Source organism: Lacinutrix sp. Hel_I_90, from assembly GCF_000934685.1.
In the GTDB taxonomy this organism is placed as follows: domain Bacteria; phylum Bacteroidota; class Bacteroidia; order Flavobacteriales; family Flavobacteriaceae; genus Lacinutrix.
Map to the genome: position 1 here is coordinate 2,946,819 of NZ_JYNQ01000001.1, position 17,282 is coordinate 2,964,100.

Sequence of the window (17,282 nt, forward strand, 5' to 3'; positions counted from 1 at the left end):
GAGAAGAAAATAAACATGAATTATACAGCATTAGAGGTTTGGAAATTTTCAAGAGATTTAGTTAAGTTGGTTTACTTATTGACAAAATCGTTTCCTAACGATGAAATTTACGGATTAACAAATCAGATGAGACGAAGTGCGGTTTCCGTGCCTTCAAACATTGCAGAAGGCGTTGGTAGACATTCCAATAAAGAAACGATTCATTTTCTGTATATCGCTAAGGGCTTTTTAAATGAAGTAGAAACACAACTATATTTATCTTTTGACATTGGATACATTTCTGAAAAACTTACTTCAAATAAAAAACTATTAAATGGTTTTATCAATTATTATAAAAAATTATGATGACTAAAAAAACCAACAACCAACAACCAATAACTAACGACCAGGAAAGATATTTAACCTTATCTGGACTGGAACCTTTGATAGTTACTCCAGAAAGTAATTTTATAAATGTTGGAGAACGCACCAATGTAACAGGTTCTCGAAAATTTCTGCGACTTATCAAAGAAGAAAAATACGAAGAAGCATTAGCTGTTGCGAGAGATCAGGTTGAAGGTGGTGCACAAATTATCGATGTGAATATGGATGAAGGGATGCTTGATGGTGTTTACGCCATGACTACCTTTTTAAATCTTATTGCGTCTGAGCCAGATATTGCTAGAGTTCCTATTATGATTGACAGCTCAAAATGGGAAATTATTGAAGCGGGATTGCAAGTCGTGCAAGGTAAATGCGTTGTAAATTCTATAAGTTTAAAAGAAGGGGAAACCGAATTTAAGCGTCAGGCGAAATTAGTAAGACGCTATGGGGCAGCTGTAATTGTTATGGCTTTTGATGAAGATGGGCAAGCCGATACGTATCAAAGGCGCATAGATATTTGTAAACGTTCCTACTATATTTTGGTAAATGAAGTGAAATTTAAACCACAGGATATCATCTTCGATCCTAATATTTTTCCTGTGGCTACAGGTATGGACGAGCATCGAAAAAATGCTTTAGATTTCTTTAAGGCTACAAAATGGATCCGAGAAAATTTACCTTATGCTAATGTCTCTGGCGGTGTGAGTAATGTGTCTTTTTCTTTCCGGGGTAATGATACGGTACGTGAAGCAATGCATTCTGCCTTTTTATACCATGCTATTAAAAATGGCATGAATATAGGGATCGTTAATCCTACGATGTTGGAAATTTATGATGAAATCAATCCTGAATTATTAAGGCTAGTTGAAGATGTTCTATTCGATAAACATGATGAAGCAACAGAACGTCTAATAACTTATGCTGAAACGGTAAAGGGTCATGTAAAAGAAGAACAGGTTACCATTCAAGAATGGCGAAGTACACCTTTGCAAGTACGCATTACCCATAGTTTAGTTAAAGGGATTGATGCGTTTATCCTTGAAGATGTTGAAGAAGCCAGGCAAGAAGCAAACAGACCTATTGAAGTAATTGAGGGGCATTTAATGATTGGGATGAATGTGGTTGGCGATTTGTTTGGTAGTGGGAAAATGTTTTTACCACAAGTAGTAAAATCGGCTAGAGTCATGAAAAAAGCCGTTGCTTATTTACAACCCTTTATTGAAGCAGAAAAAGATGGCAAACAGGAATTCGCAGGAAAGATTTTAATGGCCACCGTAAAAGGTGATGTACATGATATTGGTAAAAATATTGTGAGTGTTGTTTTAGGCTGTAATAACTACGAGATTGTCGATTTAGGCGTGATGGTACCACCAGAAAAAATTATTGAAGTCGCAAAACGGGAGCAGGTAGATGTAATTGGATTAAGCGGATTAATCACCCCATCTCTGGATGAAATGGTGTATGTCTCTAAAGAAATGGAAAAGCAAAACTTTAATATTCCATTAATTATTGGTGGCGCAACCACCTCAAAAGCGCATACTTCTGTTAAGATTGCGCCGCATTATAATAATACTGTGGTGCATATTCATGATGCCTCTCGAGCAGTGACTGTTGTTGGTAATTTATTAAAAAAAGATAATCAGATTTTTAAAGAAGGCATCCGTGAAGAGTATGATAAATTTCGGGAGCAATTTTTAAATAGAACCAAACAAAAGGAATACATCACTATTGAACAAGCCAGAAATAGAAAGTATAAAATAGATTGGGAGTCTTCAGAAATTGTAAAGCCTAAAGCATTAGGCATCCAAAACATTCAGGACTTTGATATTTCAAAATTAGAAGCCTATATCGATTGGTCTCCGTTTTTTAGGAGTTGGGATTTACATGGGAAATATCCAGAAATTCTAACGGATACTATTGTGGGTGAGCAAGCCACTGAGTTATTTGCTGATGCACAAGTCTTGTTGAAACGTGTTTTTAATGACAAATTATTGAAAGCCAAAGCCATTTTTGGGCTGTTTCCTGCAAATACTGTAAATGAGGATGATATTGAAGTGACAACTAGAGGTCAGGCTGAGCTTTTTGAAGCCTCTAAAAAAGAGTTGGGTAATATGCCTACAGAAAATATAACCTTCCTTACACTTCGTCAACAACTTAAAAAAAGGGAAGGCATTCCAAACCATGCTTTAGCCGATTTCATTGCGCCGAAAGACACAGGGATTCAAGATTATATAGGTGCGTTTTGTGTCTCTACTGGTTTTGGAACCGCAGCATTAGCAGCACAATTCGAGGCGGATAATGACGATTATAATGCCATTATGATTAAAGCTTTAGCAGACAGATTAGCCGAAGCTTTTGCCGAATATTTACATAAAGAAGTAAGGACTAAATATTGGGGATATGCTGAAAACGAAACGCTTTCAAACCAAGATCTAATAAAAGAAAGTTATAAAGGTATTCGTCCAGCTCCGGGATATCCTGCCTGCCCCGATCATTTAGAGAAACAAACCATCTGGAAGCTACTGGATGTTGAAGAACAAATAGGTGTGAAATTAACCGAAAGCATAGCGATGTGGCCAGCCGCAAGTGTAAGTGGTTATTATTTTGGAAACAAAGAAGCGAAGTACTTTGGATTAGGGAAAATCACTGAAGATCAATTAAAGGATTACGCCAAAAGAAGAAAGATACCAGAAGAAGAAGCGCGAAAATGGTTGAATCCAAATTTAGCAGATTAACTTTTATAAGTGCAAACAGACCTCACAGGTTTTAAAACCAGTGAGGCCTCTAAAAGCACGAAAAAACAAAAAAGGGATCATATAATAACAACCAAACAACAATAAATAAAAGTCCTGCTTACGCAGGAAGTGCTATGAAAATAACAGAACACATACAAAAAGCCAAGGGTAAAACATTGTTTTCGTTTGAAATCATTCCACCTAAAAAAGGAAAAAACATAGAGGAGTTATATGGTAATATCAATCCTTTAATGGAATTTAATCCGCCATTTATAGATGTCACGACTTCCAGAGAAGAATATGTATATATCGAAAAAGAGGGCTTATTAGACCGGAAAATAACCAGAATGCGCCCGGGAACGGTTGGCATTTGTGCAGCCATAAAACATAAATACGATGTTGATACCGTTCCGCATGTTTTATGTGGTGGGTTTTCAAAGGAGGAAACAGAATACCTGTTAGTGGATTGTCATTATTTAGGCATTGAAAATGTAATGGCTTTAAGAGGGGATGCCATGAGTCATCAAAAATATTTTGAAGCCGCACAAGGCGGACATCAATTTGCAAAAGAATTGGTTGTTCAAATTCAAAATTTAAATAGAGGAAAATATTTGCATGACGTTATTGAAGCAGATGATAAATCTGATTTTTGTATTGGCGTTGCGGGGTATCCAGAGAAACATATCGAAGCACCTTCTTTACAAACCGATTTAAAACGATTAAAAGAAAAGGTAGATGCAGGTGCGGACTATGTGGTGACTCAAATGTTTTTTGATAATGCAAAGTATTTTGAATTTGTAGACGCTGCAAAAGCTATTGGAATAGACGTGCCTATTATTCCAGGCATTAAACCCATAGCAATTAAACGGCATTTACAAGTATTACCACAGGTTTTTAAAATAGATTTACCTGAAGATTTAATTAAAGCTGTAGAAGCGTGTAAAAATAATAGTGAGATAAGACAGGTTGGTATTGAATGGGCGATACAACAATCGAAAGCGCTTAAGCAAGCAAATGTTCCTGTGTTACATTATTACTCTATGGGAAAAAGTGATAATATAAAGAATATCGCCAGTCAAGTGTTTTAATTGGAAAATAATTACATTTGTGTAATGCTTTCAAAGAAAACAAAATACGGGATTAAAGCTTTAACTTATTTAGCTAGACAAGATAGAAATATACCTGTACAGATTGCTACGATATCAGAAAGTGAAAACATTTCACTCAAGTTTTTGGAAAGTATCTTATTAACACTGCGTAAAAATGGTTTTTTGGGTTCGAAAAAAGGAAAGGGTGGTGGTTATTATTTATTAAAAGACCCGAAAGAAATTTCAATGACTGCTGTAATGCGCGCTTTAGAAGGTCCAATAGCAATGGTGCCTTGCGTCAGTTTGAATTTTTATGAAAAATGCGATGATTGCCCAGATGAAGACGCTTGTGCCGTACATAAAATCATGCTAAAGGTAAGAGATAGTACTTTAGAAATTTTTAGAAATACAGCCCTAGCAGATTTGGCAAACTAACACATTCGCAATTTAAACCCCTTATTTTTTAATTATTATGTTTGATTTATAACAATATAATCTTTACGTTTGCATAATAGTCTACTAAGTCTATAGGGTAAAAGTTATTTATTAATTATGTTAGATGTTATCTATAAGAAAGCGTACACAGATACGGATAAGAAACAAGGGGCTCCTTATGAAAAAGTAGCTTGTGCTTCTAAAGAAAACGTGAAAAGAAGCTTGCTTAAAACAATTAGCTGGAGAGTTATTGGAACATTAGATACTGTTTTGGTGTCTTATTTAGTAACCGGCACTATCGCAATGGCTTTGTCTATTGGGAGTTTCGAATTTGTATCTAAAATGATCTTGTACTTTTTTCATGAACGTGCTTGGAATAATATAAAATGGGGAAAATAAAATGGAATTGAATTTAATAGAAATAAACAAACAATTAAAAACTAAATCACCTTCGGAGATTGTGAAATGGGCACTTGGCGTTTCAGTAAAACCGGTAATAACCACTAATTTCAGGCCTTATGAATCGGCTATTTTACACGTGGTTACAAAAGAGAAAAGTGATATAAATGTGATTTGGTGTGATACGGGTTATAATACAATAAAGACCTATAAGCATGCCGAAGCATTAATTACGCTGCTTAATCTTAACATCCAGTTATACGTTCCGAAGCAAACAGCAGCCCATCGCGATGTCGTTTTAGGGCTGCCAGATGTTAATGATCCTAATCATAAACTGTTTACAGAGCAAGTTAAATTGGAGCCCTTTAAACGGGCTATGGCAGCGCATCAGCCAGACTTATGGTTTACTAATTTACGTCAAGGGCAAACGGCTTTTAGAAACAGCATTGATATCGTTTCAAAAGGAGCAGATGGCATTTTAAAAGTTAGTCCGTTTTATTATCATTCAGATGAAAAATTAGATACCTATTTGGAAGAACACAAACTTCCAAATGAGTTTAACTATTTCGATCCAACCAAACAATTAGAAAATAGAGAGTGTGGCTTACACGCTTAAATTATTAGATATGAAGAACACATCACAAGTAAACCCTTTGGAAAATGAGGCTATTTATATTTTTAGAGAAGTGGCAGCGCAATTTGAAAAGCCTGTGCTATTATTTTCAGGAGGAAAAGATTCGATAACCTTGGTGCGATTGGCCCAGAAAGCCTTCTATCCAGCGAAAATTCCATTTCCACTCATGCATATAGATACCGGTCATAACTTTCCTGAAACCATAGCGTTTAGAGACCGCTTGGTTAATGAATTAGGCTTAGAACTTATTGTTAGACATGTTCAGGACGCTATAGATGAAGGAAAAGTAAGAGAAGAGTCTGGGAAATATGCTAGTCGGAATGTATTGCAAACCACAACGCTTTTAGATGCTATTGAAGAATTCAAGTTTGATGCCTGTATTGGTGGTGCAAGACGTGATGAAGAAAAAGCAAGAGCTAAAGAACGTATCTTTTCTGTACGTGATGATTTCGGGCAATGGGATGAGAAAAACCAGAGACCAGAATTGTTCGATATGTTAAATGGGAATATAGAATTAGGGCAAAATGTACGGGTGTTTCCTATTTCAAATTGGACAGAATTAGATGTGTGGTCATACATACAAAGAGAACAAATTGAAATTCCTTCCATTTATTTCGCACATACTAGAGCCACTTTTTTACGTGACGGACTAATATGGTCAGCCGAAGATGCTGTAGTTTATAGAGAAGAAGATGAGGTCGTAGAAGAAAGATTAGTTCGTTTTAGAACCGTTGGTGATATGAGTTGTACGGCAGCTGTGTTGTCTGGAGCAACAACAATTTCTAAAGTTGTTGAAGAGATTAGAGCATCTTCAATTTCAGAACGCGGTGCGCGAATAGACGATAAACGTTCTGAAGCCGCCATGGAAAAACGCAAGCAACAAGGGTATTTCTAAAATGGTTAATAGTTGTTAGTTACTGGTTTTTGGTAAAAACAGCGTCATAAGATATTTCAAAAAAATAATAAAATTTAAGTTGTTGTGTGTTTTAGGGTTCTCGAAGAGAACCAACAACCAACACACCAGCAACCAATAATAATAAAGATGGAAGTTTTAAAAATAGCAACAGCAGGAAGTGTAGATGATGGTAAGAGTACATTAATAGGAAGACTTTTGTACGATACAAAATCACTCACTACAGATAAGTTAGAAGCCATAGAAAAAAAGAGTAAGCAATTAGGCTATGACTATTTGGATTTCTCATTGGCAACAGATGGTTTGGTAGCAGAACGGGAGCAAGGTATTACTATAGACGTGGCTCATATTTATTTTTCTACAGCCAATAAAAGTTACATTATCGCAGATACACCTGGCCATGTCGAATATACCAGAAATATGGTCACTGGCGCATCAACCTCTCAAGCAGCTATTATCTTAATAGATGCCAGAAAAGGGGTGATTGAGCAAACCAATCGTCATTTTTTTATCAATAATTTATTGCGTATCAAAACAGTTATTGTAGCGATCAACAAAATGGATTTGGTTGCTTTTTCTGAAGAACGCTACAATACTATTAAATCTGATTTTGAGACGTTAATGGGTAAAAGAGATTATCAAGATCAAAAGATTTCTTTTGTTCCTGTTAGTGCCTTAAAAGGTGATAATGTCGTTAATAAGTCAGAAAAAATGCCTTGGTATACAGGTAAAACCTTATTAGAAAACTTAGAAAGTATAGCGGTGCAAGACATCTATAATGTGGGAGCGCCAAGATTTCCAGTGCAATATGTTATTCGTCCTAAAACAGAAGATTTTCATGATTTTAGAGGCTATGCTGGAAAAGTATATGGCGGCGAATTAAGTGTTGGTGATGAGGTTGTAGTGCTACCTTCACAAACAAAATCTAAAATCAAAGCAATTTATTTCCACGATGAGAACGTGGAAACCGCTTCGAGACGTTCTTCGGTTTTAATAACGCTGGAAGATGATGTCAATATTAGTCGGGGTGATATGATTGTTAAGGCAAACGATTTACCAACCATAGACAAACAATTCACAGCCATTATATCCTGGATGGATGACCAAAAATTAACAGCATCAAGTCGCTATATTGTGCAACACGGCGTTAATAAAGTGCTAGCAAAAGTCGCGTGTATTCACAATAAAATAAATCCAGATTACTCTGGAACAGAGGATACTGTTGATGCTTTAGGGATGAATGACATTGCAACGGTGTCTTTCAAATTGAACAAACCTATTTTTTACGATGCGTTTAAGAATCATAGAACCAACGGGTCTTTTATTCTCATCGATTCACAATCTAATAATACGGTTGGCGCAGGATTCATTCAATAAAATTAATCAATAAAAGCCTTTCTTTTTTGAGGAGGTAACCAAGGTTATGCAAAGTTTTAGAACAGAAATTGAAAATCCTGTAGTAGAAAAGGATATCATAGAATTAGCTAATAAAATCGAACTTTTTCACAAAGGACAAATCGACGAAGAGAAGTTTCGCAGTTTACGATTGGCAAGAGGTGTCTACGGGCAACGCCAGGAAGGGGTACAAATGATTCGTATTAAACTGCCTTACGGGAAGGTGTCAAGTCATCAATTACGTCGTATCGCTGAGGTTTCAGACGAGTATTCTAGAAGTCGGTTACATATTACAACACGCCAGGACATTCAAATTCATTATGTCGATTTAAATCGTACACCTGAACTTTGGGCAGAACTAGAGCGCGACCAAGTAACCTTAAGAGAAGCTTGTGGTAATACGGTAAGAAATGTGACCGCAAGTGAAACTTCAGGTATTGATGTTCATGAAATTTTCGATGTATCGCCTTATGCAGATGCGGTGTTTAAGTTCTTTTTACGAAATCCTATTTGTCAGGAAATGGGACGGAAATTTAAAGTGTCATTTTCGAATACAGCTCAAGATACAGGATTGTCTTATATGCATGATTTGGGTTTTATTGCCAAAATTGAAAATGGTGTAAAAGGTTTTAAAGTAATGCTGGGTGGCGGATTAGGATCACAACCAAGACATGCTGATGTGTTTTATTCATTTTTAGCTTCAGATAAAATAATTCCATTAATGGAAGGTGTTTTAAGAGTGTTTGATCGTTATGGTGAACGTAAAAGCAGAGCGAAAGCAAGAATGAAATTCTTAATTAAAGACTTTGGATTAGAAACTTTTAAAAATTTAGTTGAGGCTGAACAAAAGGCGATAGCATTTAAAACAGTGATTATAGATGAAGCAAAGTATTCCACTTCCATTCCTGTAACTATTGAAGCGCCGCAAGTAGACATTAAAAATCAAGAGGCTTTCAAGCTTTGGAAAGCTACAAATGTCATACCTCAAAAGCAAAAGGACTATTTCGCTATTGGCATTAAAGTGTTGTTGGGTGATTTTTACACAGATAAAGCACGTTTGCTGGCTGATTTAGTTGAAAAATATGCTGCAGGAGAAATAAGGTTAAGCTTAAGACAGAATATATTAATCCCTTTCGTGAAAACGGATTTGATTCCGTTTTTTTATCAGGAATTGGAAAAATTAGGTTTCGCTGAACCTGGATATAATAAAGCGGTAGACATTACGGCCTGTCCAGGAACCGATACGTGTAATTTGGGCATAGCAAGTAGTACAGGCATTGCTGAAGAACTGGAACGCGTGATAAAAACCGAATACCCTCACTATTTAGAAAACGAAGATTTAGTCATTAAAATAAGTGGTTGTATGAATGCCTGCGGACAGCATAATATGGCAAATATTGGTTTTCAAGGCATGTCTATTCGTACTAAAGATAAGTTGGTTGCGCCAGCTTTACAAGTCCTTTTAGGAGGTGGGAATAAGGGTAATGGGAGTGCTGCTTTCGCAGATAAAGTCGTGAAGGTTCCGAGCAGAAGAGGACCCGAGGCATTACGACGGGTTCTTAATGATTATGAAGCGAATGCAAAAGGGGAGCTTTTCGCAGCGTATTATCAAGAAAAAGGAGAAAAGTACTTTTACAACTTACTAACAGACTTGTCGCGGGTAGATACTCTTACACCAGAAGATTTTATTGACTGGGGAACACAGGAAGTCTACGTAAAGGCCATTGGAATTGGAGAATGTGCGGGTGTCGTTATCGATTTAATAGCGACTTTATTTTTAGAAAGTGACGAAAAGATTGAAGACGCTAAAGTTGCTTTTCAAAACAAAGTGTATTCTGGAGCTATTTACGAAGCCTATCGTTCTATGGTAAATTCAGCCAAAGCCATTTTGCTTTCAGAAGCGGTTAGCACCAATACGCAAGCAGGAATAATAAGTCAGTTTGATGAACTATTTGTTGAAACAAAAAAGATTGCATTAGGACATTCTTTTTCAGATTTAATTTACCAAATAAAAGAACAGGCACCAACTGAAGGCTTCGCCAAAAATTATATTGATGCAGCAGAAGCATTTTTAACAGTCGTGCGCGCGTATAGAGCAAAGCAAATGACCCAAAATGCAAAATAAAATAGTGAAGTTATGATACAACCACAATTATCAGTCGTAGGCGCAGGACCAGGGGATCCAGATTTAATTACTTTAAAAGCAATTAAAGCAATAGCTTCTGCAAATGTTATTTTGTACGATGCTTTAGTTAATGAGGTATTGTTAGCGTATGCTTCACCACATGCAGAATTAATATTTGTGGGTAAACGAAAAGGATGTTATGCCTACCAACAGGAGCAAATTAATGAACTCATTGTAAAGAGAGCCCTAAAATACGGTCATGTGGTACGTTTAAAAGGAGGCGATCCTTTTATTTTTGGACGAGGTGCAGAGGAATTAGAATATGTGCAACCGTTTGGCATTGCAACGCAGGTTGTGCCAGGAATATCATCATCGGCCGCTGTGCCAGCTTATCAGGGGATTCCTTTAACCAAGCGTGGCGCTTCAGAAAGTTTTTGGGTGATAACGGGCACTACTAAAGCGCATCAAATTTCAAGTGATATTGCATTAGCAGCACAATCGACAGCTACTGTCGTTATTTTAATGGGCATGGGGAAATTATCGGAAATTGTTCAGGTTTTTTCTAAAGAGGGAAAAGCGGAAACCGCTATTGCAATCATTCAAAATGGCACAAGAACCGATGAAAAAGTCGGCATAGGAACGATTAGAACCATTGAGCATATTGTAACCCAAAAACAACTGTCATCGCCAGCAATAATCATTATCGGTGATGTAGTAAAGCAACGTGTCCTGCTTAATGCCATTAGTCATGAGGTGTTTACAAAACCTATTTCAGCCTAAAACCAATGGAAAGAAATAATTTATATCCAGTGTTCTTAAAAGTCAGGAACCTTGAAGTTCTCATTATAGGCGGGGGCTTTGTCGCTGAAGAAAAGCTAACGTTTTTATTAAAATCAAGCCCAGATGCGAACGTGACCATGGTTTCACCGTTATTTCGAAAAGGAACGCTTGCAATTGCTGAAACAGGACACGTAAAAAGGATAGAAGACAGCTACAATATTAAGTATTTAGAAGGGAAACATATGGTTGTTGCAACAACAGACAGTCCTGAAGTTAACATACAAGTATATCACGACTGTCGCGCACAAAGTAAATTGGTTAATGTTGCAGATAATCCACCCTATTGTGATTTTTATATGGGAGGTATCGTAACAAAAGGGAATGTAAAGGTTGCCATTTCCACAAACGGCAAATCACCAACAACAGCCAAAAGATTACGACAGTTTTTTGAAGATGTTATTCCAGAAAACATAGATTATTTGGTTAAAAATTTAAATGTTTACCGAAAAAAAATAAAAGGAAATTTTGAACAAAAAGTCGAAATTTTAAATGAATTCACTAAAGGTTTAGTAGAAAAAGTATAATACAATGATAAAAACAGACATTCTAATAATTGGGGCAGGACCAACAGGGTTATTTACAGTATTCGAGGCAGGCTTATTAAAACTAAAGTGCCATTTAATTGATGCGCTACCTCAGGCGGGTGGTCAATGTTCGGAATTATATCCCAAAAAACCCATTTATGATATTCCTGGTTTTCCCGAAATTTTAGCAGGAGATTTAACCGCGAATCTTTTAGAGCAAGGGAAGCAGTTTCAACCGGGATTTACGCTTGGTGAACGTGCAGAAACCATAGATAAATTAGAAGATGGGAGTTTTATAGTAACAACCAATAAAGGTACAAAACACCACGCGCCTATTATAGCAATCGCCGGTGGATTAGGGAGTTTTGAACCTAGAAAGCCACAAGTATTGAATATTGAAAAGTATGAGGATAGAGGCGTTTCTTATTTTATTAAAGACCCAGAAGTGTATCGTAATAAGAAAGTGGTGATTGCAGGTGGTGGAGATTCTGCATTAGACTGGAGTATTTTTTTAAGCGGTATTGCTTCCGAAGTTACATTAATTCATAGACGAAATGAATTTAGAGGCGCCTTAGATTCAGTAGAGAAAGTACAGGAGTTAAAACTACTGAGTAAAATAAATTTAATCACACCTGCAGAAGTGACAGGATTATTAGGCGAGGCGCATTTAGAAGCCGTTAAGATAGAAAAAGAAGGTGTTGAACGCGTTTTAGAGGCTGATTATTTTATCCCACTTTTTGGTTTATCGCCTAAACTCGGACCGATTGGAAATTGGGGGTTAGACATTGAGAAAAATGCAATAAAAGTAAATACGGTAGATTACCAAACTAACATTCCTGGCATCTTTGCGATTGGAGATGTTAATACTTATGAGGGTAAATTGAAACTTATTCTTTGTGGTTTTCATGAAGCGACATTAATGTGTCAATCTGCTTATAGACTATTAAATCCAGGCAAAAAGTTTGTTTTAAAATATACAACGGTAAGTGGTATTGATGGGTTTGATGGTTCACGAAAAGAGGCTGAAAAAGCAGTGGTGAAAGCCATCGTTTAAAATAAGATCTGTTAATAATACTGAATGACTTAAATTTGTATAAAACGGGTTAAAATTGTAAGATTAATGAGTCGTTAACTACTACTGTTAAAATATTTGGTATGATTTCAGAAAATGAGACTGTTTTTAAAAGTTATAAGGTTTGCTTAAAGGGTACGGTTAAAGGCTTTACCAAAGGACTATTTTATTCGTTGTTTGATGCCGTGTACTACGAGAAAAATATAGTGTCAATAGAAGATGCTTTTTTAAGTATTTTTAAAAGACTGCACGATGATAAAGGTCAGGACATCTGGGATCTGTTTAAAAAGGAATTTCCTAATATTAGAAAGAAATTAGATTTAGATGCTTTAGCAATGGAGAAAAACGATCCTGCAACTAAGAGCTTGGAAGAAGTTTATCTAGCCAGTCCGGGGTTTCATGCCATTGCCATTTACAGGTTAAGTCATGAGCTTTATAAGTTGAATTGCTTCGTTATTTCGAGAATGATGAGTGAGTATATTCATGGGGTAACGGGCATCGATATTCATCCAGGCGCTACTATTGGAGATTCTTTTTTCATAGACCACGGAACAGGAATCGTCATTGGTGAAACATCTATTATAAAGGATAGAGTAAAGATTTTTCAGGGGGTTACCTTAGGCGGTATTCAAGTCAAGAAAAGCATGTCTGCAACAAAACGACATCCAACAATTGAAAACGATGTTATCATATATGCAAACGCGACTATTTTAGGAGGCGATATTGTTATTGGTGCTCATAGTATTATTGGTGCCAATGTTTGGATAACCCAGTCTGTTCCAGAAAATGCTCTGGTTACCTATCAATCTGAAATAAAAATAAGTGTTAGAAAATAATGGAGTTAGGAAAAGGAATTTTAAGTCAAGTAGGTAATACACCTTTAATTGAATCGGTTAATTTGATTACTAAAAAAGGGGTACGGTTGTTTTTTAAATTGGAAGGCAATAACCCTGGCGGAAGCCTTAAAGATAGACCGGCTTATAATATGATTGCCGAAGCAGTAAAGCGAGGTGATATAAAAAAAGGGGGGCATTTAGTTGAAGCTACAAGTGGAAATACAGGGATTGCATTGGCTTATGTTGCGCGTTTGTTTGGCTTAAAAATCTCTTTAATAATGCCTGAAAATTCTACCGAAGAGCGTGTGAAAACAATGCGAGCTTATGGAGCGGAAGTGGTTTTAACAGCTTCAAATGAAGGTATTGAAGGTTCCAGAGATCTGGCCTTTAAAATGAGAGATGAAAAAGGCTACCTCTTATTAAACCAGTTTGAAAACGATGACAACTGGAAAGCCCATTATAAAACCACAGGGCCAGAAATTTGGAGAGATACAAAGGGAGCAGTCACTCATTTTGTTGCAGCCATGGGAACCACTGGTACAATAATGGGAACCTCTACTTTTTTAAAAGAAAAAAATAAGGCTATTAAAATTGTTGGTGCTCAGCCAGAAGAGGGCTCTAGTATTCCAGGCATTAGAAAATGGTCACCAGAGTATGTGCCTAAAATTTTTAACTCTTCAAAGGTGGATCAAATTATAGAAGTTAGTGAAACCGAAGCTAAAAACATGACGCGACGGCTGGCACTAGAAGAAGGTGTTTTTGCAGGTATGAGCAGTGGTGGTTGTATCGCATCAGCTTTAAAGCTCATTGAAACTATAGAAAAAGGGGTTGTAGTAGCCATCGTTTGTGACCGAGGAGATCGCTATTTATCTTCAAATTTATTTGAATAGTAATTCTGTTTTAAGCGGGCTATGCTTTGTTTAATTTAGTTACTTTTGCAGCCAAATAAAGCGAATTAATGAAGTGTTTTTTTTACTACTTAACCTTTTTGTGTTTCACGTGTATTAGTGCGCAAGAGGAAAAGAGCCCATTTACTATAGATGCCAACTATTTCTACGGCACAATCCTGGAACATAACCCAGATATCGCGCATTTAATTACAGAGCATCAAACAGGAGTTATTCTAAGTTTTAATCAGAAAACCTTTGGTAAGAATGCATGGGAGAGTAGGTTTAACTATCCAGATTATGGTGCGTCTTTTCTTTACCAGGACATGAAAAATGAATTTCTTGGCGAGAATTACGGATTATATGCCCATTTTAATTTTTATTTTCTCAACCGAAACTTAAAATTTAGAATCGCGCAAGGTATCGCCTATACTACTAACCCATACGATAAAGTGAATAACTATAGAAATAACGCCTATGGTTCAGATTTGCTGAGTTCTACCTACTTACAGTTGAATTACGACAAGCAAAATATTTATAAGGGCTTTGGTTTGCAAGGCGGTGTTTCTATCATTCATTATTCTAATGCGAATTTTCGTGCACCTAATAATTCAACAAATACCTTTACGTTTAATATAGGTGCAACCTACATGTTTGGTTACGATACACAGCCCGACTATATTGCTTCAACTGAAGAACGCTATTTTAAAGAAAAAATAAAATATAACCTTGCGTTTAGGACAGGTATTAATGAGAGTGATGTCAATAATTCTGGACAATATCCCTTCTATATTGTTTCAGCTTATGCAGATAAACGATTAAATAGAAAAACAGCAGTTCATGTAGGAACAGATATTTTCTTTTCTACCTTTTTAAAAGAATTGATTAAATACTATGCTGTAGCTTTTCCTGAAGATAATGTTTCGGGAAATGAAGATTATAAACGAGTAGGTGTTTTTGTGGGGCACGAGTTATTTATTAATAAAATGTCTTTTATCACACAGCTAGGTTATTATGTATACTATCCCTATGATTTTGAAGGTCGTATCTATAATCGAATTGGCTTAAAACGTTATTTTGGAGATAAATATTTTGCTGCAATTACATTAAAATCCCATGCCGCGAAAGCAGAAGGTGTAGAGTTTGGAATTGGTGTCCGCTTATAATTAATCAATAAATAAGGCATAATAATTAGGTAGATATCAAATGATGTAATTATTGGCGATTCCATTTACACTTTGAAAAAAAATAAACATGAACAGATGAAAAAAATAATATACCTATTAAGTGTGATCATTCTGGTAAGCTGTAATAGTGAGAATGCGCCAGATTGTTTCCAAAATTCTGGAGATGTTATTACTAAAACTTTTGAAGTTCAGGAATTCACTAAAGTAACAGTGTTTGAGCGTATTGAATTGATAGTAAAAGAAGGACCGGTTCATGAAGTCATTGTCGAAACTGGAGAGTTTTTAATGGATGAAATTGACGTTAAAGTAGAAAATGGAAAATTGCTGTTAAATAATAATAACGGTTGCAATTTAACCAGAGATTTTGGGATAACTAAGATTTATATTACGGCTCCAAATCTTACTGAAATCCGCAGTAGTACTGGGTTGCAAACGAGTAGTGACGGTGTTTTAACGTACCCGAGTCTCTTATTGATTTCAGAAGATTTTAGTGAAGCATATCATACAGATGGCTTGTTCCGCTTGCAAGTTAATTGCAATACTCTTAAGGTAATAGTAAATAATTTGTCTACTTCTAGTATTGAAGGGAGTGTGGAAAACTTAAATATCCAGTTTTTCTCTGGAGATGCCCGTTTTGAAGGCAGGAATTTAATCGCTCAAAATATAAATATCTATCACCGTGGGTCGAATGATATTACTATAAACCCTCAAGTATCTCTAACAGCTAATTTAGTGGGTACAGGAGATGTTATTGTGGTTAATACGCCACCAATAGTTGATGTACAAGAACAATATACCGGTCGCGTTATTTTTGAGTAATTGGTTTTTTTATTTCTGAGAAGGCAGAAATTTCGTGGCGGTAAAATTTTACAAATTGAATTAAACCGTTAAATCCCTAAATAGACTCTCTAAACTAGCATTTTTTTGATTTAGTTGCAAAATTTTCAACGCATTATCATGAGTAAAATCAAACACGTGAGAACGCATGTCTTCTTGGGTAGAAAATGTAATTTCGTATACAAAATCATGCGTATTTTTCACACTTTCAACATGAGGTAATTTTTGTAAAAAAGCATCTTCCACACGATAATCAAATTCCACAATAACAATTTGCGCTTGCCCTTCACGAAGTTCTTTCAATTTTTTATTTGCTACTATTTCGCCTTTATTAATAATAATCACACGATCACACATCGCTTCCACCTCTTGCATAATGTGTGTAGAAAGAAATACCGTTTTTTCTTTTCCTATAGATTTAATGAGGTTTCTAATATCTACTAATTGATTTGGATCTAAACCAGTTGTAGGTTCATCAAGAATTAAAACATCAGGATTATGTAATAAAGCATTGGCTAAACCAACACGTTGTCTGAAACCCTTAGAAAGCTGACCAATTTTTTTGTGAGACTCAGGAGTTAAACCAGTAAGTGTTATGACTTCTTCAATACGGGATTGACTCACCTTAAAGATATTGGCGTTAAACGCTAAATATTCGCGAACATATTGCTCAAGATATAACGGATTGTGTTCTGGTAAATACCCAACACTTTGCTGTACTTGCTTGGCTTCAGTATTTATAGAATAGTTATTTACTTTAGCTTCACCTGCTGTTGGGCTAATAAAAGTGGTTAAAATTTTCATCATTGTAGATTTCCCAGCACCATTCGGACCCAAAAAACCGACAATCTCTGGTTTTTTAATTTCAAAAGAGATATTGTTTAAGGCTTTTTGTTCGCCGTAAGTCTTCGATATGTTTTCAACTTTTATAGACATCTTTAATTCTTTCTTCAAAAATAATCATTCTGCAATTTAAATAAAGGTTTGTAGACAAATCTTTAAATCTTCGAGT

At 35.9% G+C, this 17,282-nt stretch carries 17 protein-coding genes; 16 read left to right on the plus strand and 1 reads right to left on the minus strand.

The genetic code is table 11. The annotated features are described in order from the left end of the window. Nucleotides 1-15: 15 nt before the first annotated feature. The 16 genes from GQ46_RS12950 to GQ46_RS13025 all read left to right on the plus strand — a co-directional run bounded on the left by GQ46_RS12950 (nt 16) and on the right by GQ46_RS13025 (nt 16,252). The gene (locus GQ46_RS12950; RefSeq protein WP_044402766.1) at nt 16-345 is read left to right on the plus strand and encodes a four helix bundle protein; all 330 of its coding nucleotides are present in this window, start codon (nt 16-18) and stop codon (nt 343-345) included. Further along, nucleotides 342-3,098, plus strand: a complete 2,757-nt coding sequence (gene metH, locus GQ46_RS12955; RefSeq protein ID WP_369793444.1) for a methionine synthase — start codon at nt 342-344, stop codon at nt 3,096-3,098. The genes GQ46_RS12950 and metH overlap by 4 nt, the downstream gene beginning before the upstream one ends. Before the next feature lie 134 nt (nt 3,099-3,232). Then, nucleotides 3,233-4,186: a methylenetetrahydrofolate reductase [NAD(P)H] gene (gene metF, locus GQ46_RS12960; protein WP_044402769.1), complete on the plus strand. Its 954-nt coding sequence runs from the start codon at nt 3,233-3,235 to the stop codon at nt 4,184-4,186. 24 nt (nt 4,187-4,210) lie between these two features. Beyond that, the gene (locus GQ46_RS12965) at nt 4,211-4,621 is read left to right on the plus strand and encodes an Rrf2 family transcriptional regulator (RefSeq protein WP_044402772.1); all 411 of its coding nucleotides are present in this window, start codon (nt 4,211-4,213) and stop codon (nt 4,619-4,621) included. A gap of 114 nt (nt 4,622-4,735) precedes the next feature. Next, nucleotides 4,736-5,020 carry a DUF2061 domain-containing protein gene (locus tag GQ46_RS12970; protein ID WP_369793458.1) on the plus strand — a complete coding sequence of 95 codons (285 nt, stop codon included), beginning with the start codon at nt 4,736-4,738 and terminating at the stop codon, nt 5,018-5,020. Between the two features lies 1 nt (nt 5,021). Continuing rightward, the gene (locus GQ46_RS12975; RefSeq protein WP_044402778.1) at nt 5,022-5,636 is read left to right on the plus strand and encodes a phosphoadenosine phosphosulfate reductase family protein; all 615 of its coding nucleotides are present in this window, start codon (nt 5,022-5,024) and stop codon (nt 5,634-5,636) included. Nucleotides 5,637-5,646: 10 nt separating this feature from the next. Then, complete coding sequence (gene cysD, locus GQ46_RS12980; RefSeq protein WP_044405060.1) at nt 5,647-6,549, plus strand: sulfate adenylyltransferase subunit CysD; 903 nt, start codon at nt 5,647-5,649, stop codon at nt 6,547-6,549. Between the two features lie 147 nt (nt 6,550-6,696). After that, nucleotides 6,697-7,944 (plus strand): sulfate adenylyltransferase subunit 1, encoded by a 1,248-nt coding sequence (locus GQ46_RS12985; RefSeq protein WP_044402780.1) that lies wholly within the window; start codon nt 6,697-6,699, stop codon nt 7,942-7,944. A gap of 46 nt (nt 7,945-7,990) precedes the next feature. Further along, nucleotides 7,991-10,087, plus strand: a complete 2,097-nt coding sequence (locus tag GQ46_RS12990) for a HEPN domain-containing protein (RefSeq protein ID WP_044402783.1) — start codon at nt 7,991-7,993, stop codon at nt 10,085-10,087. Nucleotides 10,088-10,099: 12 nt separating this feature from the next. Further along, the gene (gene cobA, locus GQ46_RS12995) at nt 10,100-10,867 is read left to right on the plus strand and encodes a uroporphyrinogen-III C-methyltransferase (RefSeq protein WP_044402787.1); all 768 of its coding nucleotides are present in this window, start codon (nt 10,100-10,102) and stop codon (nt 10,865-10,867) included. A 5-nt stretch (nt 10,868-10,872) separates the two neighbouring features. Next, nucleotides 10,873-11,451, plus strand: coding sequence for a bifunctional precorrin-2 dehydrogenase/sirohydrochlorin ferrochelatase (locus GQ46_RS13000; RefSeq protein ID WP_044402791.1), 579 nt, complete (start codon nt 10,873-10,875; stop codon nt 11,449-11,451). 4 nt (nt 11,452-11,455) lie between these two features. Then, a complete protein-coding gene (locus GQ46_RS13005) occupies nt 11,456-12,505 on the plus strand; it encodes an NAD(P)/FAD-dependent oxidoreductase (RefSeq protein ID WP_044402795.1) in 1,050 nt (349 codons plus the stop codon). A 101-nt stretch (nt 12,506-12,606) separates the two neighbouring features. Further along, nucleotides 12,607-13,359 (plus strand): serine O-acetyltransferase EpsC, encoded by a 753-nt coding sequence (gene epsC, locus GQ46_RS13010; protein ID WP_044402799.1) that lies wholly within the window; start codon nt 12,607-12,609, stop codon nt 13,357-13,359. Continuing rightward, nucleotides 13,359-14,249 carry a cysteine synthase CysM gene (gene cysM / locus GQ46_RS13015; RefSeq protein ID WP_044402803.1) on the plus strand — a complete coding sequence of 297 codons (891 nt, stop codon included), beginning with the start codon at nt 13,359-13,361 and terminating at the stop codon, nt 14,247-14,249. The genes epsC and cysM overlap by 1 nt, the downstream gene beginning before the upstream one ends. A 68-nt stretch (nt 14,250-14,317) precedes the next feature. Next, nucleotides 14,318-15,412 (plus strand): acyloxyacyl hydrolase, encoded by a 1,095-nt coding sequence (locus tag GQ46_RS13020; protein ID WP_044402806.1) that lies wholly within the window; start codon nt 14,318-14,320, stop codon nt 15,410-15,412. Nucleotides 15,413-15,508: 96 nt separating this feature from the next. Next, entirely contained in the window at nt 15,509-16,252 is a 744-nt protein-coding gene (locus GQ46_RS13025; protein WP_044402809.1) for a head GIN domain-containing protein, read from the plus strand. 60 nt (nt 16,253-16,312) lie between these two features. Here GQ46_RS13025 and gldA read toward each other — a convergent pair whose 3' ends face one another. Further along, nucleotides 16,313-17,206, minus strand: a complete 894-nt coding sequence (gene gldA, locus GQ46_RS13030; protein WP_044402812.1) for a gliding motility-associated ABC transporter ATP-binding subunit GldA — start codon at nt 17,204-17,206, stop codon at nt 16,313-16,315. Nucleotides 17,207-17,282: the final 76 nt, after the last annotated feature.

Bases quoted from the DNA above. Each gene is read 5' to 3' on its own strand.
- cobA (WP_044402787.1), top strand. From the start codon at position 10,100: ATGATACAACCACAATTATCAGTCGTAGGCGCAGGACCAGGGGATCCA.
- GQ46_RS13025 (WP_044402809.1), top strand. From the start codon at position 15,509: ATGAAAAAAATAATATACCTATTAAGTGTGATCATTCTGGTAAGCTGT.
- GQ46_RS13005 (WP_044402795.1), top strand. From the start codon at position 11,456: ATGATAAAAACAGACATTCTAATAATTGGGGCAGGACCAACAGGGTTA.
- epsC (WP_044402799.1), top strand. From the start codon at position 12,607: ATGATTTCAGAAAATGAGACTGTTTTTAAAAGTTATAAGGTTTGCTTA.
- GQ46_RS13000 (WP_044402791.1), top strand. From the start codon at position 10,873: ATGGAAAGAAATAATTTATATCCAGTGTTCTTAAAAGTCAGGAACCTT.
- GQ46_RS12990 (WP_044402783.1), top strand. From the start codon at position 7,991: ATGCAAAGTTTTAGAACAGAAATTGAAAATCCTGTAGTAGAAAAGGAT.
- metF (WP_044402769.1), top strand. From the start codon at position 3,233: ATGAAAATAACAGAACACATACAAAAAGCCAAGGGTAAAACATTGTTT.
- GQ46_RS12975 (WP_044402778.1), top strand. From the start codon at position 5,022: ATGGAATTGAATTTAATAGAAATAAACAAACAATTAAAAACTAAATCA.
- GQ46_RS12985 (WP_044402780.1), top strand. From the start codon at position 6,697: ATGGAAGTTTTAAAAATAGCAACAGCAGGAAGTGTAGATGATGGTAAG.
- GQ46_RS12965 (WP_044402772.1), top strand. From the start codon at position 4,211: ATGCTTTCAAAGAAAACAAAATACGGGATTAAAGCTTTAACTTATTTA.
- cysD (WP_044405060.1), top strand. From the start codon at position 5,647: ATGAAGAACACATCACAAGTAAACCCTTTGGAAAATGAGGCTATTTAT.
- GQ46_RS13020 (WP_044402806.1), top strand. From the start codon at position 14,318: ATGAAGTGTTTTTTTTACTACTTAACCTTTTTGTGTTTCACGTGTATT.
- gldA (WP_044402812.1), bottom strand. From the start codon at position 17,206: ATGTCTATAAAAGTTGAAAACATATCGAAGACTTACGGCGAACAAAAA.
- metH (WP_369793444.1), top strand. From the start codon at position 342: ATGATGACTAAAAAAACCAACAACCAACAACCAATAACTAACGACCAG.
- GQ46_RS12950 (WP_044402766.1), top strand. From the start codon at position 16: ATGAATTATACAGCATTAGAGGTTTGGAAATTTTCAAGAGATTTAGTT.
- cysM (WP_044402803.1), top strand. From the start codon at position 13,359: ATGGAGTTAGGAAAAGGAATTTTAAGTCAAGTAGGTAATACACCTTTA.